The following is a 23,072-nucleotide window of genomic DNA, read 5'->3' on the forward strand; positions in this document are numbered from 1 at the left end:
ATCCTCGGTACGGCTCGGTCCAGTCCTCGGTACCGCTCGGCTTGGGCCTCGGTTCAGTCCTCGGTTCGGCGCTCGAGCGCCTCGCGCACCACCGCCGCACTGTCCCGGGGCGTGAAGCCCACGACGTCGAGGCTGGAGATGTCCAGGCAGCTGTTGGTCGGTCGCGGAGCGATGCCGGTCTTGCCCGCCGTGTACTCCTCGGTGGTCACCGGGGTCACCCGCTGCGGATCGTGGCCCAGTTCCTCGAACGTCCAGCGGGCGATCTCCGCCCACGTGGTCGGCTCGCCCGAACCGGTCAGGTGGTACGTGCCGTACGGAGCTCCGCTGTCGACCAGGTGCAGCAGTCCCGCGGCCAGATCGGCCGCGGACGTCAGGCGGCCATGCTGATCCGAGACCACAGAAGGGTCCACGCCGTTCTCCGCGAGCCTGGCCATGGTTGCCACAAAGTTGTGTCCGGAGCCGATCACCCAGCTGGTTCGCACCAGGTAGTGCTTGGGCCACGCGGTCACCGCGCACTCGCCCGCGGCCTTGGACTGGCCGTACACGGAGACGGGTGCCGGAGCGGCGTCGGGCGCGTAGAACTGCCCGAGCGGCAACTGGCCGTCGAACACGTAGTCCGTGGACACGTGCACCAGCGGCACTCCCCCGCGCTGACACGCTCCGGACAGGGCACGAACGCCCGTGGCATTGGCGGCCCAGGCGTCAACGCGGCCCTCGGGAGTCTCGGCGGCGTCGACCGCGGTGTGCGCAGCGGCGTTGATAACGGCGCGATAGCGGCGCAGCCCCTCTCCCGTGCGGACGTCCTCGGGCCAGCCGTCGGGGTTGGCGAGGTCCAGGTCGGAACGAGTGTAGGCGGTGTAAGGCAAGTCCCGCTCCGTCAGCTCGCGTGTGAGCGCGGAACCAAACTGGCCACCGGCACCGATCACCAGGACCGGCGCGGGCGGCAATGGCTCAACGGCTGCGAGCAGCGGGTGGTTGCGGTCTTTCTCGGACAGTTCCGCCTGGTCCAGCGCAATGGGCCAATTGATGGCCAACTGGGGATCCACAAGGTTCACAAAACTGTAGGCCGATTGCACGTCAGCGGACCAGTGGTCGGTCACCAGGTACGTGTAGGCGGTGGCGTCCTCGAGGGTCTGGAACGCGTTGCCCACCCCTCGTGGCACGAACACGGCGGTGGAGGGCGTGATCTCGTGCGTGACCACGGTGCCGAAGCTGGGACCGCGACGCAGGTCTACCCACGCGCCGAAAATGGACCCGGTGGCCACGGAGACGTATTTGTCCCACGGCTCGGCGTGGATGCCGCGCGTAGTGCCACGGGTGCCGTTGAAGGAGATGTTGTTCTGCACGGGAACGAAGTCCGGAAGCCCCGCCTCGACCGCTTTGGCGCGTTGCCAGTTCTCCTTGAACCAACCGCGATTGTCACCTGGGCGCGGGAGGTCGACGATCAGCAGACCGTCGATCGCCGTGGTGTGGACCTGGACCTGCGTAGCGCTCACTGACCGGCCTCCCGGTACTTGGCCTCGGTGGCTTCCTTGACGGGTTCCCACCAATCGCGGTGCTCGGTGTACCACTCGATGGTGTTCCGCAGGCCGGATTCGAAGTCCGTGAACTGCGGCTCCCAGCCCAGCTCCTGGCGAGTGCGTTCGCCGTCGATGGCGTAGCGCAGGTCGTGACCGGCGCGGTCGGTGACATGGTCGAACTCGTCCTCCGGCCGGCCCATGAGCCGCAGGATGGTTCGCAGCACCGTGAGATTGTCCGCCTCGCCATCAGCGCCGATCAGATAGGTGCGGCCGATCTCGCCGGCTTCCAGGACGCGCAGCACGGCGGCGGAGTGATCGTCCGCGTGGATCCAGTCCCGCACGTTGTGGCCCGCACCGTAGAGCTTGGGTTTGCTGCCGCTGAGCACGTTGGTGATCTGACGCGGAATGAACTTCTCAACGTGCTGGTACGGACCGTAGTTGTTGGAGCAATTTGACAGCGTTCCCGCAACGCCGAAGGAGCGCACCCACGCACGGACCAACAGGTCCGATCCCGCCTTGGTCGAGGAATATGGGCTGGACGGGTTGTAGGGAGTTTCCTCCGTGAACTTGGCCGGGTCATCCAGCTCGAGGTCCCCGAACACCTCGTCCGTGGATACATGGTGGAACCGGGTTCCATGGTGGCGCACCGCCTCAACCAGCGTGTACGTGCCGATCAGATTGGTATGAACAAAAGGCCACGGATCGCGCAAAGAATTGTCATTGTGCGATTCCGCGGCGAAATGCACCACCGCGTCAGAATCGCGGACCAAAGAATCCACGAGCTCAGCGTCCGTAATATCTCCCGCGACCAATTCGCAGCGCTGAGGATCAAGACCGTCTAGGTTCGCCCGATTTCCCGCGTATGTGAGTTTGTCCAATACCGTCGCCGAATGTTCTGTGTTCTCGAGGATGTGACGAACGAAATTGGATCCGATGAAACCGGCGCCCCCGGTGACGAGTAATTTGCCCATGGTCCTCAATCCTAGGGGCACGTCAGGAGCTGACCTGGCTACCATCCTTGAGTGTCTGCGGTGCCTTGCTGGCCTGAGGGGTGCTCAACAGATCGAGTGCCGTGCGCAGCCGCGTAGAGGAGGTATGCACGGTATACGGGAAGTACACGAGCTCCACCCCCACTTCCGAGAAACGTTCCTCCAGGTCACGACCGCGCGGTGTGCCCTTCCAGTCGTCGCCCTTGAAGAACAGGTCGAACCGCACATGGGCCCAGGTATCGAGCTTGTCCTCGACGGATTCGATGTGGACCTCGTCCACGAACTTCACGTGGGAGACGATCTCGGCGCGTTCGGCCGCGGGTACCACCGGGGCACGGCCCTTGGTCAGCTCCAACATTTCGTCACTGACGACTCCGGCAATCAGGTAATCACAGTGTCGCTTGGCTTGGCGAAGAATGTTAAGGTGCCCCACGTGGAACAGGTCAAATGCACCGGCCGCATATCCCACCACGCTGTCTTGGGGTAAGCCCCGTAATTCCGCAGCGGACAGTCCTAAACCACTGTGCCCGTGGCGGTCGTGCTCCGAAATCGTTTCGGAAAGTGATGTGGTGGTGCGCTCAGCCGCCATAATTCCCCCTCAAGACCAACACTGCACGGTCCCCACCGAGCAGAGTGCTTCTTCTACGGTAGCAAGCGAGAGAAGAATTTAGAGACTGTTCACCCAATGAACCGCCGAATGGTGGACAAACCCGTGTTCAAGCTGTCCACACTTGCGCGGATTTATCCCCAAATTCGCGATTCCCTCTGGCCCCCACCCCTGTTGCCGGAGCATAGTGAAGGTCCGGGACGGTAAGGGGAGCACCCGGGGGAGAACAGATGATGGGGCACATTCAGTTGAGCGAGAACACGATCCAGCGACACAGATCTCACCATGATTCGAACGGTTCGCGAGCGGCCACAATAGTCACGACCTTGCTGACTCTGGTGATCCTGGTGGCCTTGGGCGCGCTGGTGTACAACTACGTCAGCAACGCGCGCCCGCAGGTGGCCACCTCCGCGCATGCACCGCACAGCATGTCTGACGTGCAGCACACGGCACGGGCGTCAGCTCAGTCCTGATCGCTGGGAGGCTGCGTCGTGGTCACCGGGAAGATCGCGTCAAGCACTTCGCGTGCCCACGCCAGGATCGCTTCGTCCACGAGGTCTTTGCCGCCGATCCGGTCCGTCTTGGGTTTGGGAATGAGCACCATGCGCCGATCGGTTCCCGGGATCGCCTTGATCTGCGCACCCTGGTACATGCGCTTGAGCCGCATCTCTCGCGACTCCGGCAGGTCAGCCGGCGCGAACCTGATCATGTTGCCCTGCGTGGCCACATCCGTCAGTCCCGAAGCGCGCGCCAAGATGCGCAGTCGCGCCACGTCCAACAAATTCTTGACCGGGGTGGGCAGTGGTCCGTAACGGTCCTGAAGCTCCTCGCCGGCTTCCACCACGGCCTCTTCCGTGGCGGCATTGGCAATGTTGCGGTATGCCTCCAGGCGCAACCGCTCCCCCGGTACGTAGTCGTGCGGCAGGTGCGCGTTGACGGGCAGTTCGATCTTCATTTCCGACGGCGCCTGGTCCTGATCACCGCGGTACTCGGCCACGGCCTCGCCCACGAGACGCAGGTACATGTCGAAACCGACACCTGCGATGTGACCGGATTGCTCGCCACCCAGCAGGTTGCCCGCACCACGGATCTCGAGGTCCTTCATGGCCAACTGCATACCCGAACCGAGTTCGTTGTGCGCCGCGACGGCCTTGAGCCGCTCCAGGGCAGTTTCGCTCAGGGGCTTCTCCGCCGGATACAGGAAGTACGCGTAGGCGCGTTCGCGGCCACGCCCCACACGGCCGCGCAGCTGATGCAGCTGGGACAGGCCGTAACGGTCCGCGCCGTCCACGATCAGGGTGTTGGCGTTGGCGATGTCCAGACCGGTTTCCACAATGGTCGTGCAGACCAGCACATCGAACTTCTTCTCCCAGAAGTCCACGATGATCTGCTCCAACCGGGACTCGGTCATCTGCCCGTGTGCCACCGCGATCCGCGCCTCGGGTACGAGTTCCGCGAGTGCCTTGGCCTGGGCGTCGATCGACGAGACCCGGTTGTGAATGAAGAACACCTGGCCCTCGCGCATCAGCTCACGCCGGATGGCCGCGGACACCTGCTTCTGGGTGTAGGGGCCCACGTAGGTGAGCACGGGGTGGCGTTCCTCGGGCGGGGTGGCCAGCGTGGACGTCTCGCGGATGCCCGTCATGGACATCTCCAGGGTGCGCGGAATGGGCGTTGCGGACATCGCCAGCACGTCCACGTCGGTGCGCATGGCCTTGAGCTTCTCCTTGTGCTCCACGCCAAAGCGCTGTTCCTCGTCGATGATGACCAGGCCCAGGTTCTTGAACTGCATTTCCTTGCTGAGCAGCCGGTGGGTACCGATCACCACGTCCACCGCGCCGGATCGCAAGCCTTCCAGCGTGGCCTTGGATTCCTTGGCGGTCTGGAACCGGGACAGAGTAGCCAGGCGCACCGGGAATCCGGAGAACCGCTCGGCGAACGTCTCGGTGTGCTGCTGGGCAAGCAGCGTGGTGGGTACCAGAACCGCTACCTGTTTGCCGTCCTGCACGGCCTTGAACGCGGCACGTACGGCCACTTCGGTCTTGCCGTAGCCCACGTCGCCGGAGATCAAGCGGTCCATGGGGATGGGGCGTTCCATGTCCGCCTTGACCTCGTCGATCGTGGTCAGCTGGTCCGGGGTTTCGATGTACGGGAACGCCTGTTCCAGCTCACGCTGCCACGGGGTGTCCGGCCCGAAGGGATGCCCCTTGGACGCCATGCGAGCCGAGTACAACCGGATCAGCTCGTTGGCGATCTCCTTGACGGCCCTCTTGGCGCTGCGCTTGGTCTTGTTCCAGTCCGAGCCGCCCATCTTGGACAACGACGGCGCTTCCCCGCCCACGTACGTGCTCACCTGATCGAGCTGGTCGGTGGGCACGAACAAGCGGTCCCGGGGACCGTTGCGCTTGGACGGCGCGTATTCGAGCACGAGGTATTCGCGCATGGGCTTGGGCTGACCCGGGGTGATTATCGCACCGGCGATCGGGCGCTGCACGAGTTCAATGAATTGACCGATACCGTGCTGTTCGTGCACCACATAATCACCCTTCTGCAGGGTGAGTGGGTCCACCTGGTTACGCTTGCGCCGCTGCGGCAGTTTGCGCATGTCCCGGGTGGTGTACGCCGTGGAACGACCCAGAACATCGGCCTCGGTCAGCAGCGCGATCCGCGGCCCCTCGAAAACGAACCCTCGACCGGCACGCGCCGTGGTGAGTTCCACCAACCCCGACTCGGGCGCCTCGTCGATGGATTCGAAATGGGCGGCAGGAATCTGGGCACCGTGCAGCAACTCGCTCAGTCGGTCGAGCGGACCGGGTCCGTCGGTGACGAGCACGACCCGCCAACCCTCGGCCATGCGACCCGCCATGAACTGCAACATGGCGTCCACGTCGCCGGAGAATCGCGCGGGTTCCCGTGCCGCGACGTTGAGGGTGTCCGCGTCCGTGTCCGCCAGGCGAACTTCTTCCTCGGTGGAATCTGCGTCGATGTCACCCACGCTCACGGCGTTCACGTTGAGTCCGGTGATCGACCACCAGCCCACGGATCGGTCCAGGGCGAGTTGCCGGGTCTCCGCGATCTCGTGGAACGATCCGGCGGCCAGGCTGCGTTCCTGCCCGTCCTCGGACTCGACTGCGGTGTTGAGATCCAACGGAGCATCACTGCCGCCGGAGGCCGATTCCCACGCGGCCATGAGGAATTCCTGATTGGTTGCCACCAGGTCGTGGGCGCGGGCGCGCACCTTCTCGGGTTCGATCACCACGGTCATGGATCCCTCGGGCACCAAGGACAGCACAGGGACCATGTCGTCCGCGAGCAGCGGAGCAAGTGATTCCATACCCTCCACGTACTGACCACCGGCAATGCGTTCGAGGATCTCCCGGCCACCGGGCAGCTGATCCTTGAGCTTGGCCGCGCGGGACATCACCGTGGGCGTGATCAGCAGTTCGCGGCACGGCGAGGCCACGATCCTGGTGGGGTGATCCACCCCGGTCACCGTGCGCTGATCGGCCACGGCGAACCAGCGCATTTCGTCCAGTTCGTCACCGAAGAATTCCAGGCGCACCGGGTGATCCTCGGTGGGCGGGAAGACGTCGATGATGCCACCGCGCACCGCGAACTCACCGCGCTTGGTGACCATGTCCACGCGCGAATAGGCAGCGTTGGCCAGGTCCTTGATGAGCTGATCGAAGGCGTATTCCTCACCGGCCACCAGGGTCACGGGCTGCATGTCACCGAGCCCGGCCACGACCGGCTGCAGGACGGAACGCACGGGCGCAACGATCACGCGCAGCGGTGCCTCGTCGGATCCCGGGTGCGCCAGCTTACGCAACACACTGAGCCGCTGGCCCACGGTGTCCGAACGCGGGGACAGCCGTTCATGGGGCAGCGTTTCCCACGACGGGAAGTTCATGATCTGCTCTGCCGGCAGATAGGAGGCAAGTGCCGCCTCGAGGTCCTCGGCCTCACGGCCGGTCGCGGTGACCACGAAGGTCACGGGGGCGGGACCGGAAGGTGACCCAGCGGCGTCGTCGTGGAGACCCGCCACGATCTGGGCCAGGATGGGTGCGCGCAGGCCGTCCGGAGCGCTGATGATCGTCTCACTCGACCGTTCGGCCGGCGGGCGGGACGCCTGCGCAAAGATGTTGGCGAACGTGCGGTCCTCGGTGAGCGCGGTGTGCAAACCGGTCAGGGACATGTGCGGGCTACTCCTGGTGTGGACGGTAAAATCCCCTGAGAGTGTCGGGGACGCGCCCAAGCCTACTCGCCGCCGCAGACACGCTCAGCTCGTACGCTGGAGACATGAACGCTCACGCAGAGGCACCGTTGACCGGCCGCACCGTGGCCATCACCGCGCACCGGCGCGCCGATGAACAGGCGGGCGCTTTCGAACGGCAAGGCGCCCGGGTGCTGCACGCGCCGGCACTCAAGCTGGTCCCCGCCGACCAGGACGACGCCGTTCTGGCCGCCACCCGCGACATCCTCGCCTCGCGTCCGGAGACGGTCGTGATCACCACCGGCTACGGGCTCAAACGGTGGCTGGCCGTGGCCGAAACCGCCGATCTGCGTGACGACCTGGTGCACTTACTGCGCGAAACGGCGGTCTACGCGCGCGGTGCCAAGGCCAAGGGGCAGCTGCAATCGAAGCAGATCCCGTGCGAGTACACGGGCCAGTCGGGGCGCACGAGTGAGATCGTGGACGCTTTAATCGCTCGTGATTCACGCGGCACCGTGGCGGTTCAGGTACACGGCATCACCGATGAGGAACAGCTCACGCGGTTGTCCGATGCCGGTTTCCGGGTGCTCACCGTGGCCCCCTATCAGTGGGCCTCAGCAGACGAAGGCTCCAGGCTGGCCGACCTGACCCGCTCGATTGCCTCGGGAGACGTGGACTACGTGACGTTCACCGCCGCACCGGCCGCGGACGCGTTGTTCGACGCCGCCCGCGCCGCGGGCACGTACGAATCGCTGGTGAGTGCATTGAGGGGTGGTCATTGCACCGCGGTGGCCATCGGTCCCGTGTGTGTGCAGCCGTTGGAAGAGGCCGACGTGCTGGCCGTAGTGCCCGAACGGTTCCGACTGGGTGCCATGGTGCGTGCGGTGTGCGATCACGCCCGCGCGGAGGGCTCCGCAGACGGCTTGTAGGGCGTGGTGGCTACTGAGCTGACGCTCGTGCCTGTGCCTGTGCCTGTGCATGAGCCCGTGCCGACACAACCTTGATCCGGTTATCCGTGAACGGCCTGTTCGTAGTGCTCGATCACGAGTTCGGTGAGTTCGGGCGGCGTGGGTGCATCCGGCAAGAGTAGAGGTGCAGCGGTGATGTCTGCGCCAGCTTTCAAGGTCTTGTTGTGGAAGAACCCCGGTGCCAGGAGATAGGTGGCCACCAGGACTCGGCCACTTGTGCTCACTCGGCCAGTCGCTGAGCCGCCCACTTGGCAGGACCCCGATCCACTCTCTGATCCACGCTCTTGGCCGTTTTCTAGGCCACTGGCCCGGTTGCTTGCCAAGTTGCCTGCTGATTCGCGGGCCTCCGCGACCGCGTCGCTGACGGTGGGTTCTGCCGCCGAGAGGAAGGCCACCTGAACCGGCACACCGAGCTCATGGGCGAGGTGATCAGCGGTGACTCGACAATCCCGCACGGCGTCAGGTTCGGAGGATCCAGCGGCGGCCATGATCACGGTGTCGTTCTCGGTGATCGGCGCTGCACCTTGTTCTCGCAAGGCCTCGGTCAGACGTCGGGCCATGATGACGGACAGGCGCGGATCGGGTCCGAGGGCCGCAGCCACTCGATGATCCGGGTTCCCCTTGATGGCCCGAGCCATGTCCACGTACACGTGGTACCCGGCCGAAAGCAGCAGCGGAACGATCACGGCGGGCTCGCGCGCCAGTTCGCGGGTGCGGTCCGTCAGACTCGGTTCCTGGACGTCGACCCAGGTGTCGATCACGCGGACCGATTCGAGTTCCGCGCGGATCCCCTCGACGAGTTGCGCCACGGCGGCCTGGCCCTCGGAGTTCCCGGTGCCGTGAGCGCAAGCCAGCAGAACGGGCCGCGCATGCGCGGTTCGTTGGACAGCACCATTGGCCTGTGCGGCCGGTTCATCACGGGCCATCATGACCGCGCTTCCCGTCCCGGGTCCGGTGTGCCCGCGTCCGGTGTGTCCCCGTTCGACGCAGCTGAAACAGGGGCGTCTGAAGTAGGCATCTCCGACGCCGGCACGCCCGAGCCCGGCCGAGCGCCGTCGGCGAGCGCGTGCACCACGGGGCCGATCACGGTGACGGCGGGAGAGGCGCAGCCCGCGGCGGCGGCATCCACCACGGCAGTGGCGAGGGTCGTATAGGTGCTGCGTTCCTCGGGGCTGAAGCCCTTCTCCAGAACGGCCAAGGGTGTCTCCCCGGCCAGTCCGTGACGGGCCAGCCCGCTGACGGTCTGTGGCAGGGTGGCCATGCCCATGAGCAGCACGATGGTCGCCCCGGAGCGGGACAGCCCTGCGAGGTGCTCCAGCTCGTTCTCGTCCAGGGGGTCGTGTCCGGAGACCACGGTGAAGGACCGGCTCAGTTCACGGAAGGTCACCGGGATGCCGGCGTTCTCGGGAACGGCCACGGCGGAGGTGATCCCGGGGATCACATGGACGTCAACACCCGCCTCACGACAGGCCAGCAGTTCTTCGCCCCCGCGCCCGAACACGAAGGGGTCGCCACCCTTGAACCGGACCACGGTCTCCCCCGCCAGAGCAGCTTCGATCATCTGGGTCTGGATCTCGGACTGGGGTACGGGGTGGTGTCCGGGGCGCTTACCCACCGGAACCACCCGCACCCCGGGAGCCAGTTCGTCGGTGACGGCCGGGGCCAGGCGATCGGCGTAAATCACGTCCGCGTGCGCGAGCGCGTGGAGACCCGCGGCGGTGATCAGTCCCGGATCACCGGGGCCGCCTCCCACCAGGGTGATGCTGCCGCGGGTTCGTTCGGCAACTCGTTCCACGCTCACCGGCAAAGCGGCACCAGCGGTGGCGAGCGCGCCGCGCCAGACATCAGCGCCATCGAGGGCGTCGGCGGAATCCGTGGTCTCGGGAACAGCGATGACCGCGTAGCCCACCCCACTCAGTGATCGCGATGACACGTCCTCCGGGCGGTCGAATTCCACGACCCCGGCGGCGGCGCGCTGGTAGGTGTCGCGCAGCGTCGTCGTCAGTCGTCGAGGCCCCAGGAGGGCGACCGTGACGGAACCGAGGTCGACGTGGGCGTGCATGAACTCTCCCGGGAATCGAGGCTGAACCCCGAGCATCCGGGGCGGGTCGCAGTCGATGCTATCGGTGCGAGCTCCCAATCCCGCAGGCCACGCGTGCGTTGGCCGCGTGCATTACCTCGCGTGACTCGTGTGCCGACTCAGCGGCGCATCTGCTCGTTGTACCCCACGCTGCGGTCCACGGATCGTTGCCGGTTGACCAACCAGCGCGTGCCGCCCGGTAAATGGGCGATGGCCGACTTGACCCGCACGCGACGCTGCGTGGGCATCATCTCGGCAGCGCGCTTGAGATGCTCCTTGGCGTCGTCCCCGCGGCCGTCACGCAGTGCCTGTTCCGCTTCCGACGCCGCCGCGAGCGGAGACCCGTAGTTGAGTCGCCGCAGCAGTTTGGCACGTTCTTCGGTGCTGAATTTTCCGTCGAAACGCCGCAGGGTTTTCTGCAGGGCCAGCTCCTCACCCGCGGCCATGCGATCGCGCTGGGACTGCATGGAGCCCCCGGTCCACGAAATAATGTTCGTGACCTCGTCCACGCGGGCGAAACGCCAGCCGGAGTAGATGGCGCGCAGCCACAGTTCCCAGTCCTCCACGAAGACCTGTTCCGGGTCGAAAGTTCCCACCTCGGTGAAAAAGCAGCGCGGGAACAATCCGTAGAGGCTACCGATGTTGTATTCCAGAATCACCGAGCGCTGTTGATCGGCTTCGGGCATCTTCTCGCGGTACTGCAGACGCCCGGAGTTGATCCCGCCCGTGGTGCATTGGAAGGCGTTGGCATAGACGACGGTTCGGGACGCGCTCTCGTTGGTGTCGAGTTCCTCGTAGCGTTCCAAGAGCGTGCTGAGGTGGTTCGGAAGCAACGTGTCGTCCGCGTCGAGGAACGTGATGAAATCCCCGGTCACCATGGTCAGCGCTTGATTGCGAGCGGCCCCGCAGCCCGCGTTGTCCTGACGAAGAACACGGACCTCGCGGCCGGGCCGGCTGAGTGCCTCGAAGCCTTCGAGCACTTGCGATGTATGGTCCGTGGACCCGTCGTCCACGATGAACAGCTCGATGTTCGGATGGGTCTGCCGCAGCACGCTGCTGATGGCCTGACCCACCAGGTCCTGGCCGTTGTACACCGCAATCACCACGCTGATGAGCGGGTATTCGAGTTCGGTTTCCCTGTTGTCGTTCACGTTGATTCCCCCTGTAGTGACGAGCACGCTCTCCCCTACGTGTCTCGCCTCCAGTCTAGGAAGTGGCCACCGCGCGGCGCCCCTGATGATTCGTCCACACATAAGGGCACGAATCCGTGAAATCAACGATCCCGCCGCGCCAGATGTTGGGGGGTGTCGTTACAGTTTTGAATGCGAACACTTTGGGGAACGGTCCGTACCGCTTTCGCGCGGGTCGTGAGCGTTTGCATTTATTCAAGGGGGAGATGAGTGAATCTCAATCAGTACATGCGCTGCTTGAAACAGCAGTGGTGGATCGTTGTTCTGACCGCGGTGCTGGGACTCATCGCGGGCGCGGGTTCTGCCCTGATCATGCCGAAGTCCTACGAGTCCCAGGCGCAGGTGTTCGTCAACGTGGCCAACCCTCAGTCGGTCACCGACCTGCAGATGGGTGAACAGTTCGCCATGGCCCGTGCCGGTTCGTACGCGCAGGTGGCCACGACCAATTCGGTGTTGCAACCGGTGGTGGATGAACTCGGTCTGGACGCCACGCCGGAATCGCTGGCCGAATCCGCCGTGACCGTGACCAATCAGCCCAACACCGCGATGATCACGATCACCGCCACGGGAGATGCACCCGAGGACACCGCGCGCCTGGCGCAGGCCACCGCCGAAAGTCTGGTGGAGGTCGGCCAGTCGCTGGAGTCCGGACCGCAGCGCGGCGAACAAGCCGGAGTCAATCTGACCGTGGTGCAACGCGCGGCGACCCCGGAGAATCCCGCCGCGCCCTCCCTGGTGCTCAACACCGCCCTGGGTTTCTTCGTGGGTCTGGTTCTCGGATTGCTGATCGTCCTGGTGCGCGGTGATAAGCCGTCCTCTCGTTTACGACGACTGCAAGCCGGAGGCTCTCATGAGCGCTGAGCACGACAATCCGTCACGACCCACACGAACCACCCCGCGAGATGCCGTGGTGGTGTGCCCCACCGAGTACGGAGGGCAGCTCGAGCACGCCGCTGACCTCGCGCTCGCGCTGCTGGAGGATCCACAGGCCGACCGGGTGTGGCTCGTGTCCCGCCCGGGTGCCCGGGAGTACCTTGGCTGGGGATCGGATCATCCGATTCAGGTCGTGGAGACGGTGCCGCCGCGGCGCCCCCAGTCCCCCGAGTCCAAGCTCGGCAAACTCGTCAAGCCCGTTCTTCAGGTCGCGGATCTGCTGCGGGAGCACGCCGCCGTCCGCTCGGTCGCCAAACAGGCCGACGGCCGTGCCGTGCTGGCGCTGGATTCCACCAAATACCCGCTGCCGCGCGTCCTGTGCGCATCCCGAGGTCAGGCGGTCTCGGTGTTCGTGCATAACGCCCAACCACACTTTGACCTCACGAACCCGGCCGTGCGCGAACGCGTGCTGCTGTGGCTCGAGCGCTCGTGCGCCCGCCGATCCGATCAGGTGATCACCCACGGTCAGGACCAGGGGGAGATCGTGCGCGGCTACACGGCCAAGCCGGTGACCGCGGTGGACCTGCCGGTGTCCTCACGTCTCGAACTGGCCGACGCTCCAGCATCCAGTGCGATTCCGAGCACGCCCTACGCGTTGTGCATCGGTGAGTTGCGCGCCAACAAGGGCATCGAGCTGGCCATGGACGCGGCGGTGCGCGCGGGCATCCCGCTGCTCGTGCGCGGTGCCGCAGAGAGTCCCGAACTGTCCTATTCGCTCGCGCGCCGTGCTGCGGCCGACCGCTGCGTGGACTTCGCGGACGAGTTCCTGTCCCGCGAAGACTTCAACGCGTTCATCCTCAACGCTGCGGTGATCGTGTTGCCCTACACCCACTTCGACGCGCACAGCGGCGTGCTCGCCAAGGCCGTGGGCGCCGAGGTGCCCGTGGTGTCCTCGGACCTCGCGTCCCTGCGCGCCCAAGCCGGCGACTACCCGCACTTCACCGCCGCGGACGTGCACGACACCGATGCTTTCGGTGCAGCCCTGCGCACGGCGTTCGACGCCGCCGTGTCTGGTTCACGCGACAGCTCGCGCCAGCCTGTGGGCGAGGGTTCGGGGCACGGAACGCACGCGGCGGCGGCGTCGGCCTCGAAGCACCAGGACTGGGCGCCGTCCGTGGCCGCGGTGATGAGCGCGGAGCGAGCGTGAGGCAGCGGCCGCTGTGGGCCATCTGGGCCCCCAAGCACGTGCGGCTGCCCAAGCGCGGTGCCCTGCCCGAAACCGGCACGCGTCTGGACCGCAACCTGTCGCGAGCGCTGCTGGTGTTGTCCGCTCTGCCGTTCGCCGCGCTACCCACGGGGTCGAACACCAACCTGCCCCTGACCAGTGTGGTGGCCGTGGCGTTGATTGCCCGCTGCGCCAAGTACATGCCCATCATGTGGACCGCGCTGCTCGTGGCGACCGCTCCGTTCTTTGCCGCGGCTGTGCGGATGTTCATCAGCCCGGAACCGTGGCAGGTCGCCGGGTCCGTGACGTGGGTCGTGTTCACCCTGCCCTTCGCGGGTGCTGCGGCGGCCATCGTGTTCCTGCGCTACCGGGCGATCGCGTGGTTGAGCTGGACCATTCTGCTCAGCGCCGCGTACGCACTGGTGCAGAAGTACATTTTCTTCGACATCCTCGACACCGTGCCGTTCGAGTCCTTCTACGACTTGCCCGGCTACGCCAATGTCTCCGAGTTCACCGAGACGTTCCTGACGTACGTGCGCCGACCGTTCGGGATGTTCCCGGAGACCTCGTTCATGGTGGGCTCACTGTCGCTCATGGCCATGGCACTTGTGATCCTGGTGCGCCACTACCACCGCACCATCAACCTGCGGGACGGCGTCGCCCTGACGCTGGTGCTGTGGGCCGTGGCCATTTCAGGCTCCGGAAGCGCCGTGGTCGTGCTGGGCGTGGTGCTGATCGCCGCGATTGCCCCGTACGCCGCCCGCAACGCGTGGGCCAGCATCATTCTGGTGCCCGCGGGACTCGCCGGTGCCGTGGCCATCGGTGCACGCACGCTCCAGGACCGCAGTGAATCCTTCAATTGGTCCTGGTCCGATCGCTATTCGTCGATCGCCGCCTCCGTGCGGTATTTCTTCGCGGACCCCGCCGTGTTCCTGTGGGGCGTGGGCCGCGGCAACACCAATGAGATCTTCCTGACCCACCGCATGCCGCTGGGCGATCTGCAGCACTACAATCCGCTGCCGGACATCTACAGCGTGACGGGGCGGGTCATCCTGGAGAGTGGCATTTTCTTCGGGCTGGGTCTGGTGCTGATCATGTCCGTGCTGATCCTGCGCGCCGGTGGGCGGAATCCGCTGTGGCTCGGTGTGTGCGCGTTCATCGTGTGGGCCGTGATCTCCGGCCTGACCATCAGCTACGACTCCGCCTTCTGGATCTGGGGCATGGCGGGTATCTGCCTGGGGCTGGAGCTGACCCGTTCCTGGCCGGATCCGCCGGCGCCTTCTTCGACCGACCCGCGATCAAGCTCGAACACCCATCCCACCGAAAGGTTGCCTCATGCGCATTCTGCACATCGTCAATGACGCCGACACCGGCGGCGCCCAGACGCTGATCGAGCAGTTGCTGCGTGTGACCCGCCCCGGGGACGAGGCACACCTGCTGGTCCTGCTCTCCCCGGCGTCGCTGTCCTCCCGACTCGAGTCGGTGGCCACGAGCACCACGTACTCGGGAATGTCCCGCAAGTCCGTGGTGCCGGCCAAAGGCGTTCGCGACGTGCTCCGCTTGGTGAAGAAGCACAAGATCGACGTGGTGCACTCGCACCTGCACCAGTCCGATCTGATCAATGAGCTCACTCCACACGGTCGCCCGAGGGTGTCCACGCTGCACTCGAGTCTGGATGTCTCCTCCAACCCCGTGGCCAAGGTGGTCTGGCGGACGGTGGCGGGACTCTCCGGACGATTCGAAGCCGTGGTGGCGTGTTCGGCCTCCGCCAAGGACTTTGCCGCGAAGCTGGGCTACCGGTTCCCGGTGAATCAGATGCGGATTGTGCACAACGGCAGCGCCACGGCCAGTGCTCCCGCCCCGGAACCGTCAGGGGACCCGGTCTTCGTGCACCTGGCTCGCTTTGCAGAGCCCAAGGACCACCCCAACCTGTTCCGCGCGTTCGCGAGGGTGCGCGAACGGGTCCCCGGGGCCACCCTGGTGTGCGCTGGGCACGGGGTGGACAACGACAACCGGGAGCTCACCCGCGAACTCGACCGGCTGGGCATCCGCGACGCCGTGTCTCTGTTGGGACCGGTCGACAACGTGCGCGAGCTGATCCGTACCGCCCACGCCGTGGTGTTCTCCAGCTACCACGAGGCGCTGCCCATGGCCGGCATCGAGGCCATTGGAGAAGGGGTCCCCGTGATCACCACCGATACCGGGGATGCCAAGGACCTCACCGTGGATGAGCGCGCCGTGGTGCCCGTGCGGAATTCCGAGGCGTTGGCTGAGGCCATGACCTGGCACGTGCAGCAGTCGCCGGAGGACCGCGAGCGCATGCGACAGGCCAGCTGGGACAAGGCCGCCACCGAATTCGACGCGCTGGTCACGGCCGATACCTACCGCCAGCTGTACGTGCAGCTGCTCTGAGGGTGCTCAGGCCGGTGCTTGGGCGGCGTCGCGCTCGTTGAGAACGTCGTCGCGGCGTCGGATCCGCTTGAACGCGCCTAGGAACACGACGCCCAGGACGAACGCACACACGCCGATGCTCAAAACGTCTCCAAGAACCTGGGCGAGCAGCGCGAAAGCCACGGCCGCAGCAGCGGCGACCAACACCATGCCCAGCCATACAAGCACGTGCTTGGCCCACGAACCGCTGGTTTCGGTGCGCTCGCTGAAGTAGATCTGCACGGGCACGAGCAATAACAGCGGAGCCACAGCAGCCAGCATCACGTAGCCCAGGTCTCCGGTACCGGACGCGAACCACACCGCCGGCAGGGTCAGCAACAGGACAGCCAGACTGATGAGCGAGGCGATCAACGGGTTCCCGCGCAGGGTCATGATCAGGTTGGGTACCTGGCCCATGGCCTCGGCCATCACGCCCACGACCACCACAGCCAGAGCCGGAGCCGCGAACGCGAATTCGGAGCCGAGCCACACCGTCAGCAGCTCATTGGGAAGCGCCGCAAGCGGCACGCTGATCAGCAGTCCCACCAGCAGGGACACGGTGAAAGCCACCCGGATGTGCTCCCCGGCCTCCCCCAGCGCAGATTTTTTAATGGGGTACGCGAACGGCATCACGATCCAACTGATGATCAACCGGGCGCTCTGGAACACACGCATGAGCGCGCCGAACGCCGTGGCCGCCTGCAGACCCAGCGTGGGGCCCACGATGAACAGCGGCAACTGATAGACACCCAGAAGCGACAGCGAACCGATGGAGAGCACCGAAGACATCTTCAACAACGGCTTGCCCTGCAGTCGCCACGCACCGCGGATCATCCGGGGCAGCCCAAACCGCTGGTACACGGCCCAGAAACACACGAGCGGCGGAAGCAACAGCGAAACACACTCCACCATCACGATCGCGATCAGCCCACCCTTCAGCGGGATCAGCAGTGCATAACCCGCCGCTCGCCCCAGGATGGCGACCACGGCGGCCTTACGTTCGATGTCCGGGCGGTTCAGGGCCCACAGAATCGAATTGCACGCGCGCCCCAGTACGGAGAAGAACAGCGTGGCACCCGCCGCAATCACCAGCGGTAGCACGGCATTGCGGTCCTGTTCCGGGACGTCCACCGTGGTCAGGTACAGCGGGAAAGCCACGAAGTACAGGGCGGTGAGCACCACCGACAGGACCGAGAACACTGCGAGCGCCACCGCCACGAAACTGCGCCGATCCCGCCGATGTTCAGCGTTGTCCGGGATGTCGGTCAGGGTGCGGACGATGCCCGTTCCCAGGCCGAAATCGGACATCGTCAGCAGCTGAATCGCGCTGGAGGCCAACACCCACAGACCGTACGCTTCCGCCCCCACGATCGTGATTGCGAACGGGTAGAGCAGGAGTAGTCCGAAGACGCTGGTGAACCCCGAGATGTAGTTCCAGGCAATGTTGGCGCCCAGGCGGGACTCGCCGGCTTCGGTGGCCTTGTCGGTGAGGAGTGAGTGCTTAGCCATTCGCGGGCGACCGCCCTTCCCACTGCGAGAGCAGTTCAACGACTCGTGTGACCACCACGTCGCGGGCGGTGCGGGACAGGATGGAATGGTCCACGTTGGGTAGGTACTCCTCGCGGATGTCGCGGCCGCGCCCGGTCAGCCGCGCCACGGCTCGCGGGGTCAGGGTTTCGCGGTAGCGGGGCTCGTCCTGCGGTCCGACCAGCAGCACCACGCGGGCATTGCGACTAGCGCGGTCCAGGATGTAGTCGGCAATGGATGCCTCGGGGTGCCGCGCAATCAGGTTCCAGACCGGTTCGGGCGCGTAGTGGCGCAGCGCGTAGGAGCCTTTTTCCTTGACGGCACCAAGGACGCTCTGTGCCGCCGACGCCGCCCCGGCCACCTTGTCCTTCACCGCGTCCCTGCGCGGCGTGGCCGGGCGGGCGAGTTCCTCCTTGGCCTGCCGGGAGGTGAGCGCGGCGGCGTGCAGTCGGGCGTCGGCGTCGTACGTCTTACGCAGCTCGTCGAAGAACTCTTGCTTCATGCGCCATTCGTTCTGGTTGAGCAGGATCATCCCCTCCACCGGAATGCCCTCAGGCTCGCGGGCGGCGCACAGCGTGTCCCACGCGCCCGAGCACAGCACCGTGGCCACCACGGTCGAGTTGAAGTGGTTGTTCAGCCACTGAGCCTGCTCGCGCATGGCCTGGGCATTGGCGTGCCGGTACGGGTTGGGATCGCGGTCCGCCCAGAGTTCGGCGCGATCCGCGGCGCCGTCGCGATCGGCACGCAGGCTCGCTACCCCGTGTCCGGCGAGTTCCCGCGCGGTCTCGGACCACAGTGCGGAACCGTCGCGCGGTTCGGAGGCACCCGGGGCGTAGAACGTGACGGGCTTATCCGTCCACGAGGCAATCGGGCGGCCAGGCTTGTCGGTGAGCACCGGGCCCGTGAGTACGCCCATGTAGTCCTTGGGCTCGACCCGCACGATCTCCTCGGCACACTCGACCCCGGTGGGAGCGGTGAATTCATTGCGCAGTGGTCCGCGGCCGTCGCCTCCCACGGGGGTGAGTACGGGGCGCGGAAGCATGCGGATCAGCTGATCCAGGATGTCGTAGTGCACGCGGGTGTCCAGGGACTCCACGCCGTACATGACCTTGGCGCGCGGTTGATCCTTCTCACGGAAGATCGCCACGTGCTCCGGCAGGTTCGCGAGTTTGCGGGGGTCGCGCAGACTGGAGAGTTGCGCGGCCTGCTCGTTCCCCAGGCACAGCCCCATGAGGTCCACGCGGTCGCCCACGGGGATATCGGGCAGGGTCGCATTGCGCAGTCGGGACCACTGCTTCACGAAGACGGACCCCGCCACGGGTTCCCACGCGATCACGTGATCGAAGTGCTCGGCGATCCCGGCGAGCAGGGTGGCTCCCATCCGGTGACCGATGGCCCACACGGGAAGCTCCTCCGTCCCGCACACCTGACGCGCGTGGGCCGCGGTATCGAGCAGGTCCTGCCGCCAGGCTTCCACCACGTTCTGATCCGGCTCCAGCGCGTGCGAATCTCCCACTCCGCGGTAGCACGCCCGGGCCACGCAGTAGCCCTCCGAGGCCAAGAGCATGGCCAATTGCCTGTTGGAGCGATAAGCCTGAATGTGTTCGCGACCCACCGGTGGTGCGAGTAGCACGAGCCCTCGTGCCTGCCCGTCCACGGGGGTGTGGATCCACGTTTGAAGTGCGTCGGTTCCGCGACGGGTCCACATCGCCTGTCCCGGAATTCCCGCATAGTTGCCTTGTTGCATAACTCTCCCCTGTAGTTCTCGTGCCCGTAGTGCATCAGTCGTCATGGTGTCGACGGTGCGCCCAGCGCCTTCTTCTCCAGGAGGGGTACGTGCACCCCGTAGATCTCGCACAGTCGGTCTCGTTGAATCTTGCGGCAGTTCTCCCACAACGCCTGCTGGGACCAGCCGCACAGGTGGTCCCGGGTCTCCGGATCCACGATCTCGTTCCAGCGCGCGGCCACGTCCTGGGGGGTGTCCACGACCAGCGGCAGGCCGGAATCGTCGAACACTCGGATGCGGCGCACGATCACCGGGATGTGGTTCGCGGCGGCCTCGAGCACCGTGATGGGGAACCCTTCCCAGCGCGCGGTGTGCAGATAAACGTCCGCGGTCTTGAGCTGCTCCTGTACTTGTTCGTGGGAGATCCAGCCGGTGACCTTGATGCCGTAGTCGCGGAACAACTGCTCCACGTCCTCGTCACCGCCACCGACCCAGATGGGGGCCACCCGGAATCCGGCATCGCGAATGGCCTGGACCGTCTCCGCGAAGAACACCGGGTCCTTCTGGGCCGTGAGGCGACCGGCACCGGCCAGGACCAGCGGTTCGTCCGCACCCTTGGTGGGCTTGCGGACCGAGTCCGGTTCGGCCACGTTGGGCACGTAGACCGTGCGCGGGGACACCGGTCCCCAGTGGGCCACGTTGTTCTCCGCCTTGGAACAGCCCGCCAGCACGTCCGTACGTGCGGCCAGGGCACCTTCGAGGGCCCAGAAGCCCAGGCGGGTCAGTCGCGAATGGTCCAGGCGAGAGAACGACCACGCGTGCGGCGTGTACACCTGCTTGATGTGGGCCAGTGCGGGGTCGAAGTACTTCTGTACCTTGCGCCGCAGTGGGCCGCGCTCGGCCAATTTCTCGGCACGGAGACGACGCCGCCGCTGGCCTTCGCGCAACAGGTCACCGTGTCGCTCGGCGCGGGTCGTGGGGGCCCCGGGTGTGCGCAGCGGGGACAGCGTGTCCACCGGTTTACGCGGTAGGTGCCCCACGGCCAGGCGCGCATACACACCGGCGTAGCTGGAGTGGGAGTGGATGACGTCCGGGTGGATCTCGCTGATGGCCCAGCGGGTGGCTTTCAAATTGGCCAGGTGGCCGCCGGGAAGGAAACGCACGGACGCGAAATCAGTGTCCCACTCGTCCTCGAGGTTCACGGCCTCCGGTCGCAAGTGGCACAACAGATGGTGATCGCATTCCGGGGTGGCCCGGGCGTAATCGCGTACCGCCGCGGCCACTCCCCCGCCGAACGCCTCGACCACGTGCAGCACCACGGGCCCGCGCGGCGGCTCCGGATCGTGGGCTTCTCGATGCGGAGCCAGCAGGGTGCGCGTTCCATGCCGAGCACCGGGGTTCTCGCGGCGCGTCGGCTGCATCAACGTGCCCGTGGCAGGCGAACTGGAACCGGTCATCTATATCCCCCTGATGAAACGCGCACCGCTTATGGGTCAGCGGCGTGCCTGGTCAGCGTGATGAAAACACGCAGGTCACGGGATCCCCACCCGTATTTATGACCCTCGACATTCCCCCGCCGCGGGTCTTTTTCAGTCTAGGTTTGAGCACGTGATCGGCAGTGCCCTGGGGGCAAACTGACTGTCCGATCTTTAGCGGACAGCCCAACTCCAGCTTCTCTCAGGTGTCCGGTTTGGTCTTGGGCCTAGGATTGGTTGCGCTGGCCACAACGCGTTCCGCGTTCATCAATTTCAAGGAGAACCATGTCTGTTAACGCCTCCACCACCGTCAAGGCTCCGCTGGAGACCGTGCTCAAGACCTTTGTCGACGAGGCCTTCGTCCGGCACGTGAGCGACCGCGCGGGTACGCAGCTGGAATCCTTCGAGGTTTCCGGTGACACCAACACGGCGTTCACCGTGACCACCGTGCGGACCATGTCTGCGGACAAGCTGCCCGATGTCGTCCAGAAGTTCGTCAAGGGTGCCGTCAAGCTCAACCAGGTGGACACCTACGACGCTCCGGCCGCCGATGGCTCCCGTAATGCCCGCACCGAGATCAAGGCTCATGGCCTGCCCGTGGGCGCCAATGCCACCCAGACGCTGAAGCCCACCGGCGAGGAGACCGTGATCGACGTGGCCGGTGACGTGGTGGCCAACATCCCGCTGGTCGGCAAGAAGATCGCCTCCGCCGCTGAGCCCTACATCGGCAAGGCCCTGACCCTGCAGGCTCGCGCCGCGGAGTCCTGGATCGCCAAGCACTGATCAGTCACGCACTCGGTAGTAACCGGGGGTCGCTCCTGCGGCCCCCGGTTTTTAGTTGGTGAGGCTATATGATGACCCAAGATATCCGCAGATCGAATGGAGTTTGGCGTTGAATGTGGCCGTGAACAATCCGTCACGCGCGGGCAATCTGGGAGCGTTCCTGAGGCGTGACACCACGGGCGGCCTGCTGTTGCTGATCGCGATGGTGGCCGCGCTCGTCATCGCCAACTCACCGCTGGGTGACTTCTATTTCGGTGTGCGTGACGCTCACGTGGGCATCGGTGTTCCCGGTTTCGATCACACGGTGGGCGAATGGGCGGCTGATGGTCTGCTGGCCATCTTCTTCTTCCTCACGGGCCTCGAGCTCAAAACTGAATTCGTCAACGGCGAGCTGCGCAATATTCGTAAGGCCATGCTGCCCGTGGTCGCCGCTGTGGGTGGCGTGATCATGCCCGCGTTGATATACCTGGGCATTAATATCGCGGCCGGCGCGGAGGAAACGGCCATGCACGGCTGGGCCATCCCCACGGCCACGGACATCGCCTTCGCCGTGTCCGTCCTGGCGGTCGTGGGTTCGGCCCTGCCCACCGCCATGCGCACCTTCTTGTTGACGCTGGCCGTGGTCGACGATTTGATCGCGATCATCATCATCGCGTTCGTGTACACGGAATCCGTGCGCGTCCTCTTTCTGGGCTGTGCGGCGGTACTGCTCATCATCTTCTGGGTGCTCACTCACAAGTACGCCAACTGGTTCATGGCCAAGCACTGGGCGGCCTGGGTCATCCTGCTGCCCCTGGGCGTGGCCACGTGGTGGTGCGTCTACGAGGCCGGCGTGCACGCGACAATTGCCGGCGTGTTGCTGGGCTTCATGGTTCCCGTCATGAAGACCACGCCCCGCGTGATCCGCCACGAGGATCCCGAGATGGGACTGGCCCCCGCCCTGGAGCACCGCTTCCGTCCTCTCTCCAACGGTCTGGTCATCCCGATCTTCGCGTTCTTCTCTGCCGGTGTGGCCGTGGGCGGTATCGACGGCATCAAGTCCGCCGCCGCGGATCCCGTGGCCCTGGGCATCGTCGCGGGTCTGCTGATCGGTAAGCCCGTGGGCATCTTCGGTGCGGCTTGGCTGATGGACCGGTTCAGCCCCGCAGAGAAGGACAAGGACTACACCTGGTTCGATTTGTTCGGCATGTCGTTCGTGGCCGGTATCGGTTTCACGGTGTCCCTGCTCGTGGCCGAGTTGAGTTTCGGCATCGGCAGCCCCCACAACGATCATGCAAAGGTCGGCATCCTCTTCGGCTCCATGCTCGCCGCGATCATCGGTGGCAGCCTGCTGCTCGCCCGCAACGCCAAGTACAAGAAGGTCCGTGCGCACGGCGTGGACCCGGACGTCTACGACAACTAGGTCCCGCGCGACCGGGCCTCGACAGCACAACGAAACGGCCGGTGAGAACCTCAAGAGTTCTCGC

18 protein-coding genes are annotated in these 23,072 nt (G+C 65.6%); 8 read left to right on the forward strand and 10 right to left on the reverse strand.

Translation table 11 applies throughout. The annotated features are described in order from the left end of the window. Positions 1-53 precede the first annotated feature (53 nt). The 3 genes from EWV37_RS13690 to EWV37_RS13700 are packed head-to-tail and all read right to left on the reverse strand — an operon-like array spanning position 54 to position 3,098. Positions 54-1,496 carry a sugar nucleotide-binding protein gene (locus EWV37_RS13690; RefSeq protein ID WP_129702261.1) on the reverse strand — a complete coding sequence of 481 codons (1,443 nt, stop codon included), beginning with the start codon at positions 1,494-1,496 and terminating at the stop codon, positions 54-56. Further along, a complete protein-coding gene (gene rfbB / locus EWV37_RS13695; protein WP_095796792.1) occupies positions 1,493-2,491 on the reverse strand; it encodes a dTDP-glucose 4,6-dehydratase in 999 nt (332 codons plus the stop codon). The genes EWV37_RS13690 and rfbB overlap by 4 nt, the downstream gene beginning before the upstream one ends. A 22-nt stretch (positions 2,492-2,513) precedes the next feature. Continuing rightward, a complete protein-coding gene (locus EWV37_RS13700; protein ID WP_238663281.1) occupies positions 2,514-3,098 on the reverse strand; it encodes an FAD synthase family protein in 585 nt (194 codons plus the stop codon). A 248-nt stretch (positions 3,099-3,346) separates the two neighbouring features. On the opposite strand from EWV37_RS13700, the gene EWV37_RS13705 reads away from it, so the two are divergent. Then, positions 3,347-3,589, forward strand: coding sequence for a hypothetical protein (locus EWV37_RS13705; protein ID WP_129702263.1), 243 nt, complete (start codon positions 3,347-3,349; stop codon positions 3,587-3,589). On the opposite strand, the gene mfd is transcribed toward EWV37_RS13705, so the two are convergent. Beyond that, positions 3,580-7,311 (reverse strand): transcription-repair coupling factor, encoded by a 3,732-nt coding sequence (mfd, locus tag EWV37_RS13710; RefSeq protein ID WP_095796794.1) that lies wholly within the window; start codon positions 7,309-7,311, stop codon positions 3,580-3,582. The two genes, EWV37_RS13705 and mfd, sit on opposite strands and share 10 nt — an antisense overlap. A 104-nt stretch (positions 7,312-7,415) precedes the next feature. On the opposite strand from mfd, the gene EWV37_RS13715 reads away from it, so the two are divergent. Beyond that, on the forward strand, positions 7,416-8,258 hold the full coding sequence (locus tag EWV37_RS13715) for a uroporphyrinogen-III synthase (protein ID WP_095796795.1): 843 nt from the start codon (positions 7,416-7,418) through the stop codon (positions 8,256-8,258). A gap of 80 nt (positions 8,259-8,338) precedes the next feature. On the opposite strand, the gene EWV37_RS13720 is transcribed toward EWV37_RS13715, so the two are convergent. From EWV37_RS13720 to EWV37_RS13730, 3 genes are all read right to left on the reverse strand, one after another. Next, on the reverse strand, positions 8,339-9,226 hold the full coding sequence (locus EWV37_RS13720) for a sirohydrochlorin chelatase (protein ID WP_238663282.1): 888 nt from the start codon (positions 9,224-9,226) through the stop codon (positions 8,339-8,341). Next, entirely contained in the window at positions 9,223-10,359 is a 1,137-nt protein-coding gene (gene cobA, locus EWV37_RS13725) for a uroporphyrinogen-III C-methyltransferase (protein WP_095796796.1), read from the reverse strand. Before cobA ends, EWV37_RS13720 begins: the two co-directional genes overlap by 4 nt. Positions 10,360-10,496: 137 nt before the next feature. Continuing rightward, entirely contained in the window at positions 10,497-11,528 is a 1,032-nt protein-coding gene (locus tag EWV37_RS13730) for a glycosyltransferase family 2 protein (protein ID WP_129702267.1), read from the reverse strand. A gap of 249 nt (positions 11,529-11,777) precedes the next feature. On the opposite strand from EWV37_RS13730, the gene EWV37_RS13735 reads away from it, so the two are divergent. The 4 genes from EWV37_RS13735 to EWV37_RS13750 are packed head-to-tail and all read left to right on the forward strand — an operon-like array spanning position 11,778 to position 16,077. Then, complete coding sequence (locus EWV37_RS13735; protein ID WP_238663283.1) at positions 11,778-12,428, forward strand: YveK family protein; 651 nt, start codon at positions 11,778-11,780, stop codon at positions 12,426-12,428. Continuing rightward, entirely contained in the window at positions 12,418-13,647 is a 1,230-nt protein-coding gene (locus EWV37_RS13740; RefSeq protein WP_129702269.1) for a glycosyltransferase, read from the forward strand. Before EWV37_RS13735 ends, EWV37_RS13740 begins: the two co-directional genes overlap by 11 nt. Then, entirely contained in the window at positions 13,644-15,026 is a 1,383-nt protein-coding gene (locus EWV37_RS13745; protein WP_238663284.1) for a hypothetical protein, read from the forward strand. Before EWV37_RS13740 ends, EWV37_RS13745 begins: the two co-directional genes overlap by 4 nt. Next, positions 15,001-16,077, forward strand: coding sequence for a glycosyltransferase (locus EWV37_RS13750; protein WP_129702271.1), 1,077 nt, complete (start codon positions 15,001-15,003; stop codon positions 16,075-16,077). Before EWV37_RS13745 ends, EWV37_RS13750 begins: the two co-directional genes overlap by 26 nt. A gap of 6 nt (positions 16,078-16,083) precedes the next feature. Here EWV37_RS13750 and EWV37_RS13755 read toward each other — a convergent pair whose 3' ends face one another. The 3 genes from EWV37_RS13755 to EWV37_RS13765 are packed head-to-tail and all read right to left on the reverse strand — an operon-like array spanning position 16,084 to position 20,805. Beyond that, positions 16,084-17,604 (reverse strand): lipopolysaccharide biosynthesis protein, encoded by a 1,521-nt coding sequence (locus tag EWV37_RS13755; RefSeq protein ID WP_238663285.1) that lies wholly within the window; start codon positions 17,602-17,604, stop codon positions 16,084-16,086. Beyond that, entirely contained in the window at positions 17,597-19,369 is a 1,773-nt protein-coding gene (locus EWV37_RS13760; protein WP_238663286.1) for an alpha/beta hydrolase family protein, read from the reverse strand. The genes EWV37_RS13755 and EWV37_RS13760 overlap by 8 nt, the downstream gene beginning before the upstream one ends. 41 nt (positions 19,370-19,410) lie before the next feature. Next, a complete protein-coding gene (locus tag EWV37_RS13765) occupies positions 19,411-20,805 on the reverse strand; it encodes a glycosyltransferase family 4 protein (RefSeq protein ID WP_238663287.1) in 1,395 nt (464 codons plus the stop codon). Positions 20,806-21,108: 303 nt separating this feature from the next. On the opposite strand from EWV37_RS13765, the gene EWV37_RS13770 reads away from it, so the two are divergent. Together EWV37_RS13770 and nhaA are read left to right on the forward strand one after the other, a co-directional pair. Beyond that, positions 21,109-21,606 (forward strand): DUF2505 domain-containing protein, encoded by a 498-nt coding sequence (locus tag EWV37_RS13770; RefSeq protein WP_129702273.1) that lies wholly within the window; start codon positions 21,109-21,111, stop codon positions 21,604-21,606. Positions 21,607-21,727: 121 nt separating this feature from the next. Then, positions 21,728-23,008, forward strand: a complete 1,281-nt coding sequence (nhaA, locus tag EWV37_RS13775) for a Na+/H+ antiporter NhaA (protein ID WP_238663288.1) — start codon at positions 21,728-21,730, stop codon at positions 23,006-23,008. Positions 23,009-23,072 lie beyond the last annotated feature (64 nt).

Origin of the sequence: Kocuria carniphila (assembly GCF_004136555.1) — a bacterium.
Taxonomy (GTDB): Bacteria; Actinomycetota; Actinomycetes; order Actinomycetales; family Micrococcaceae; genus Kocuria; species Kocuria carniphila.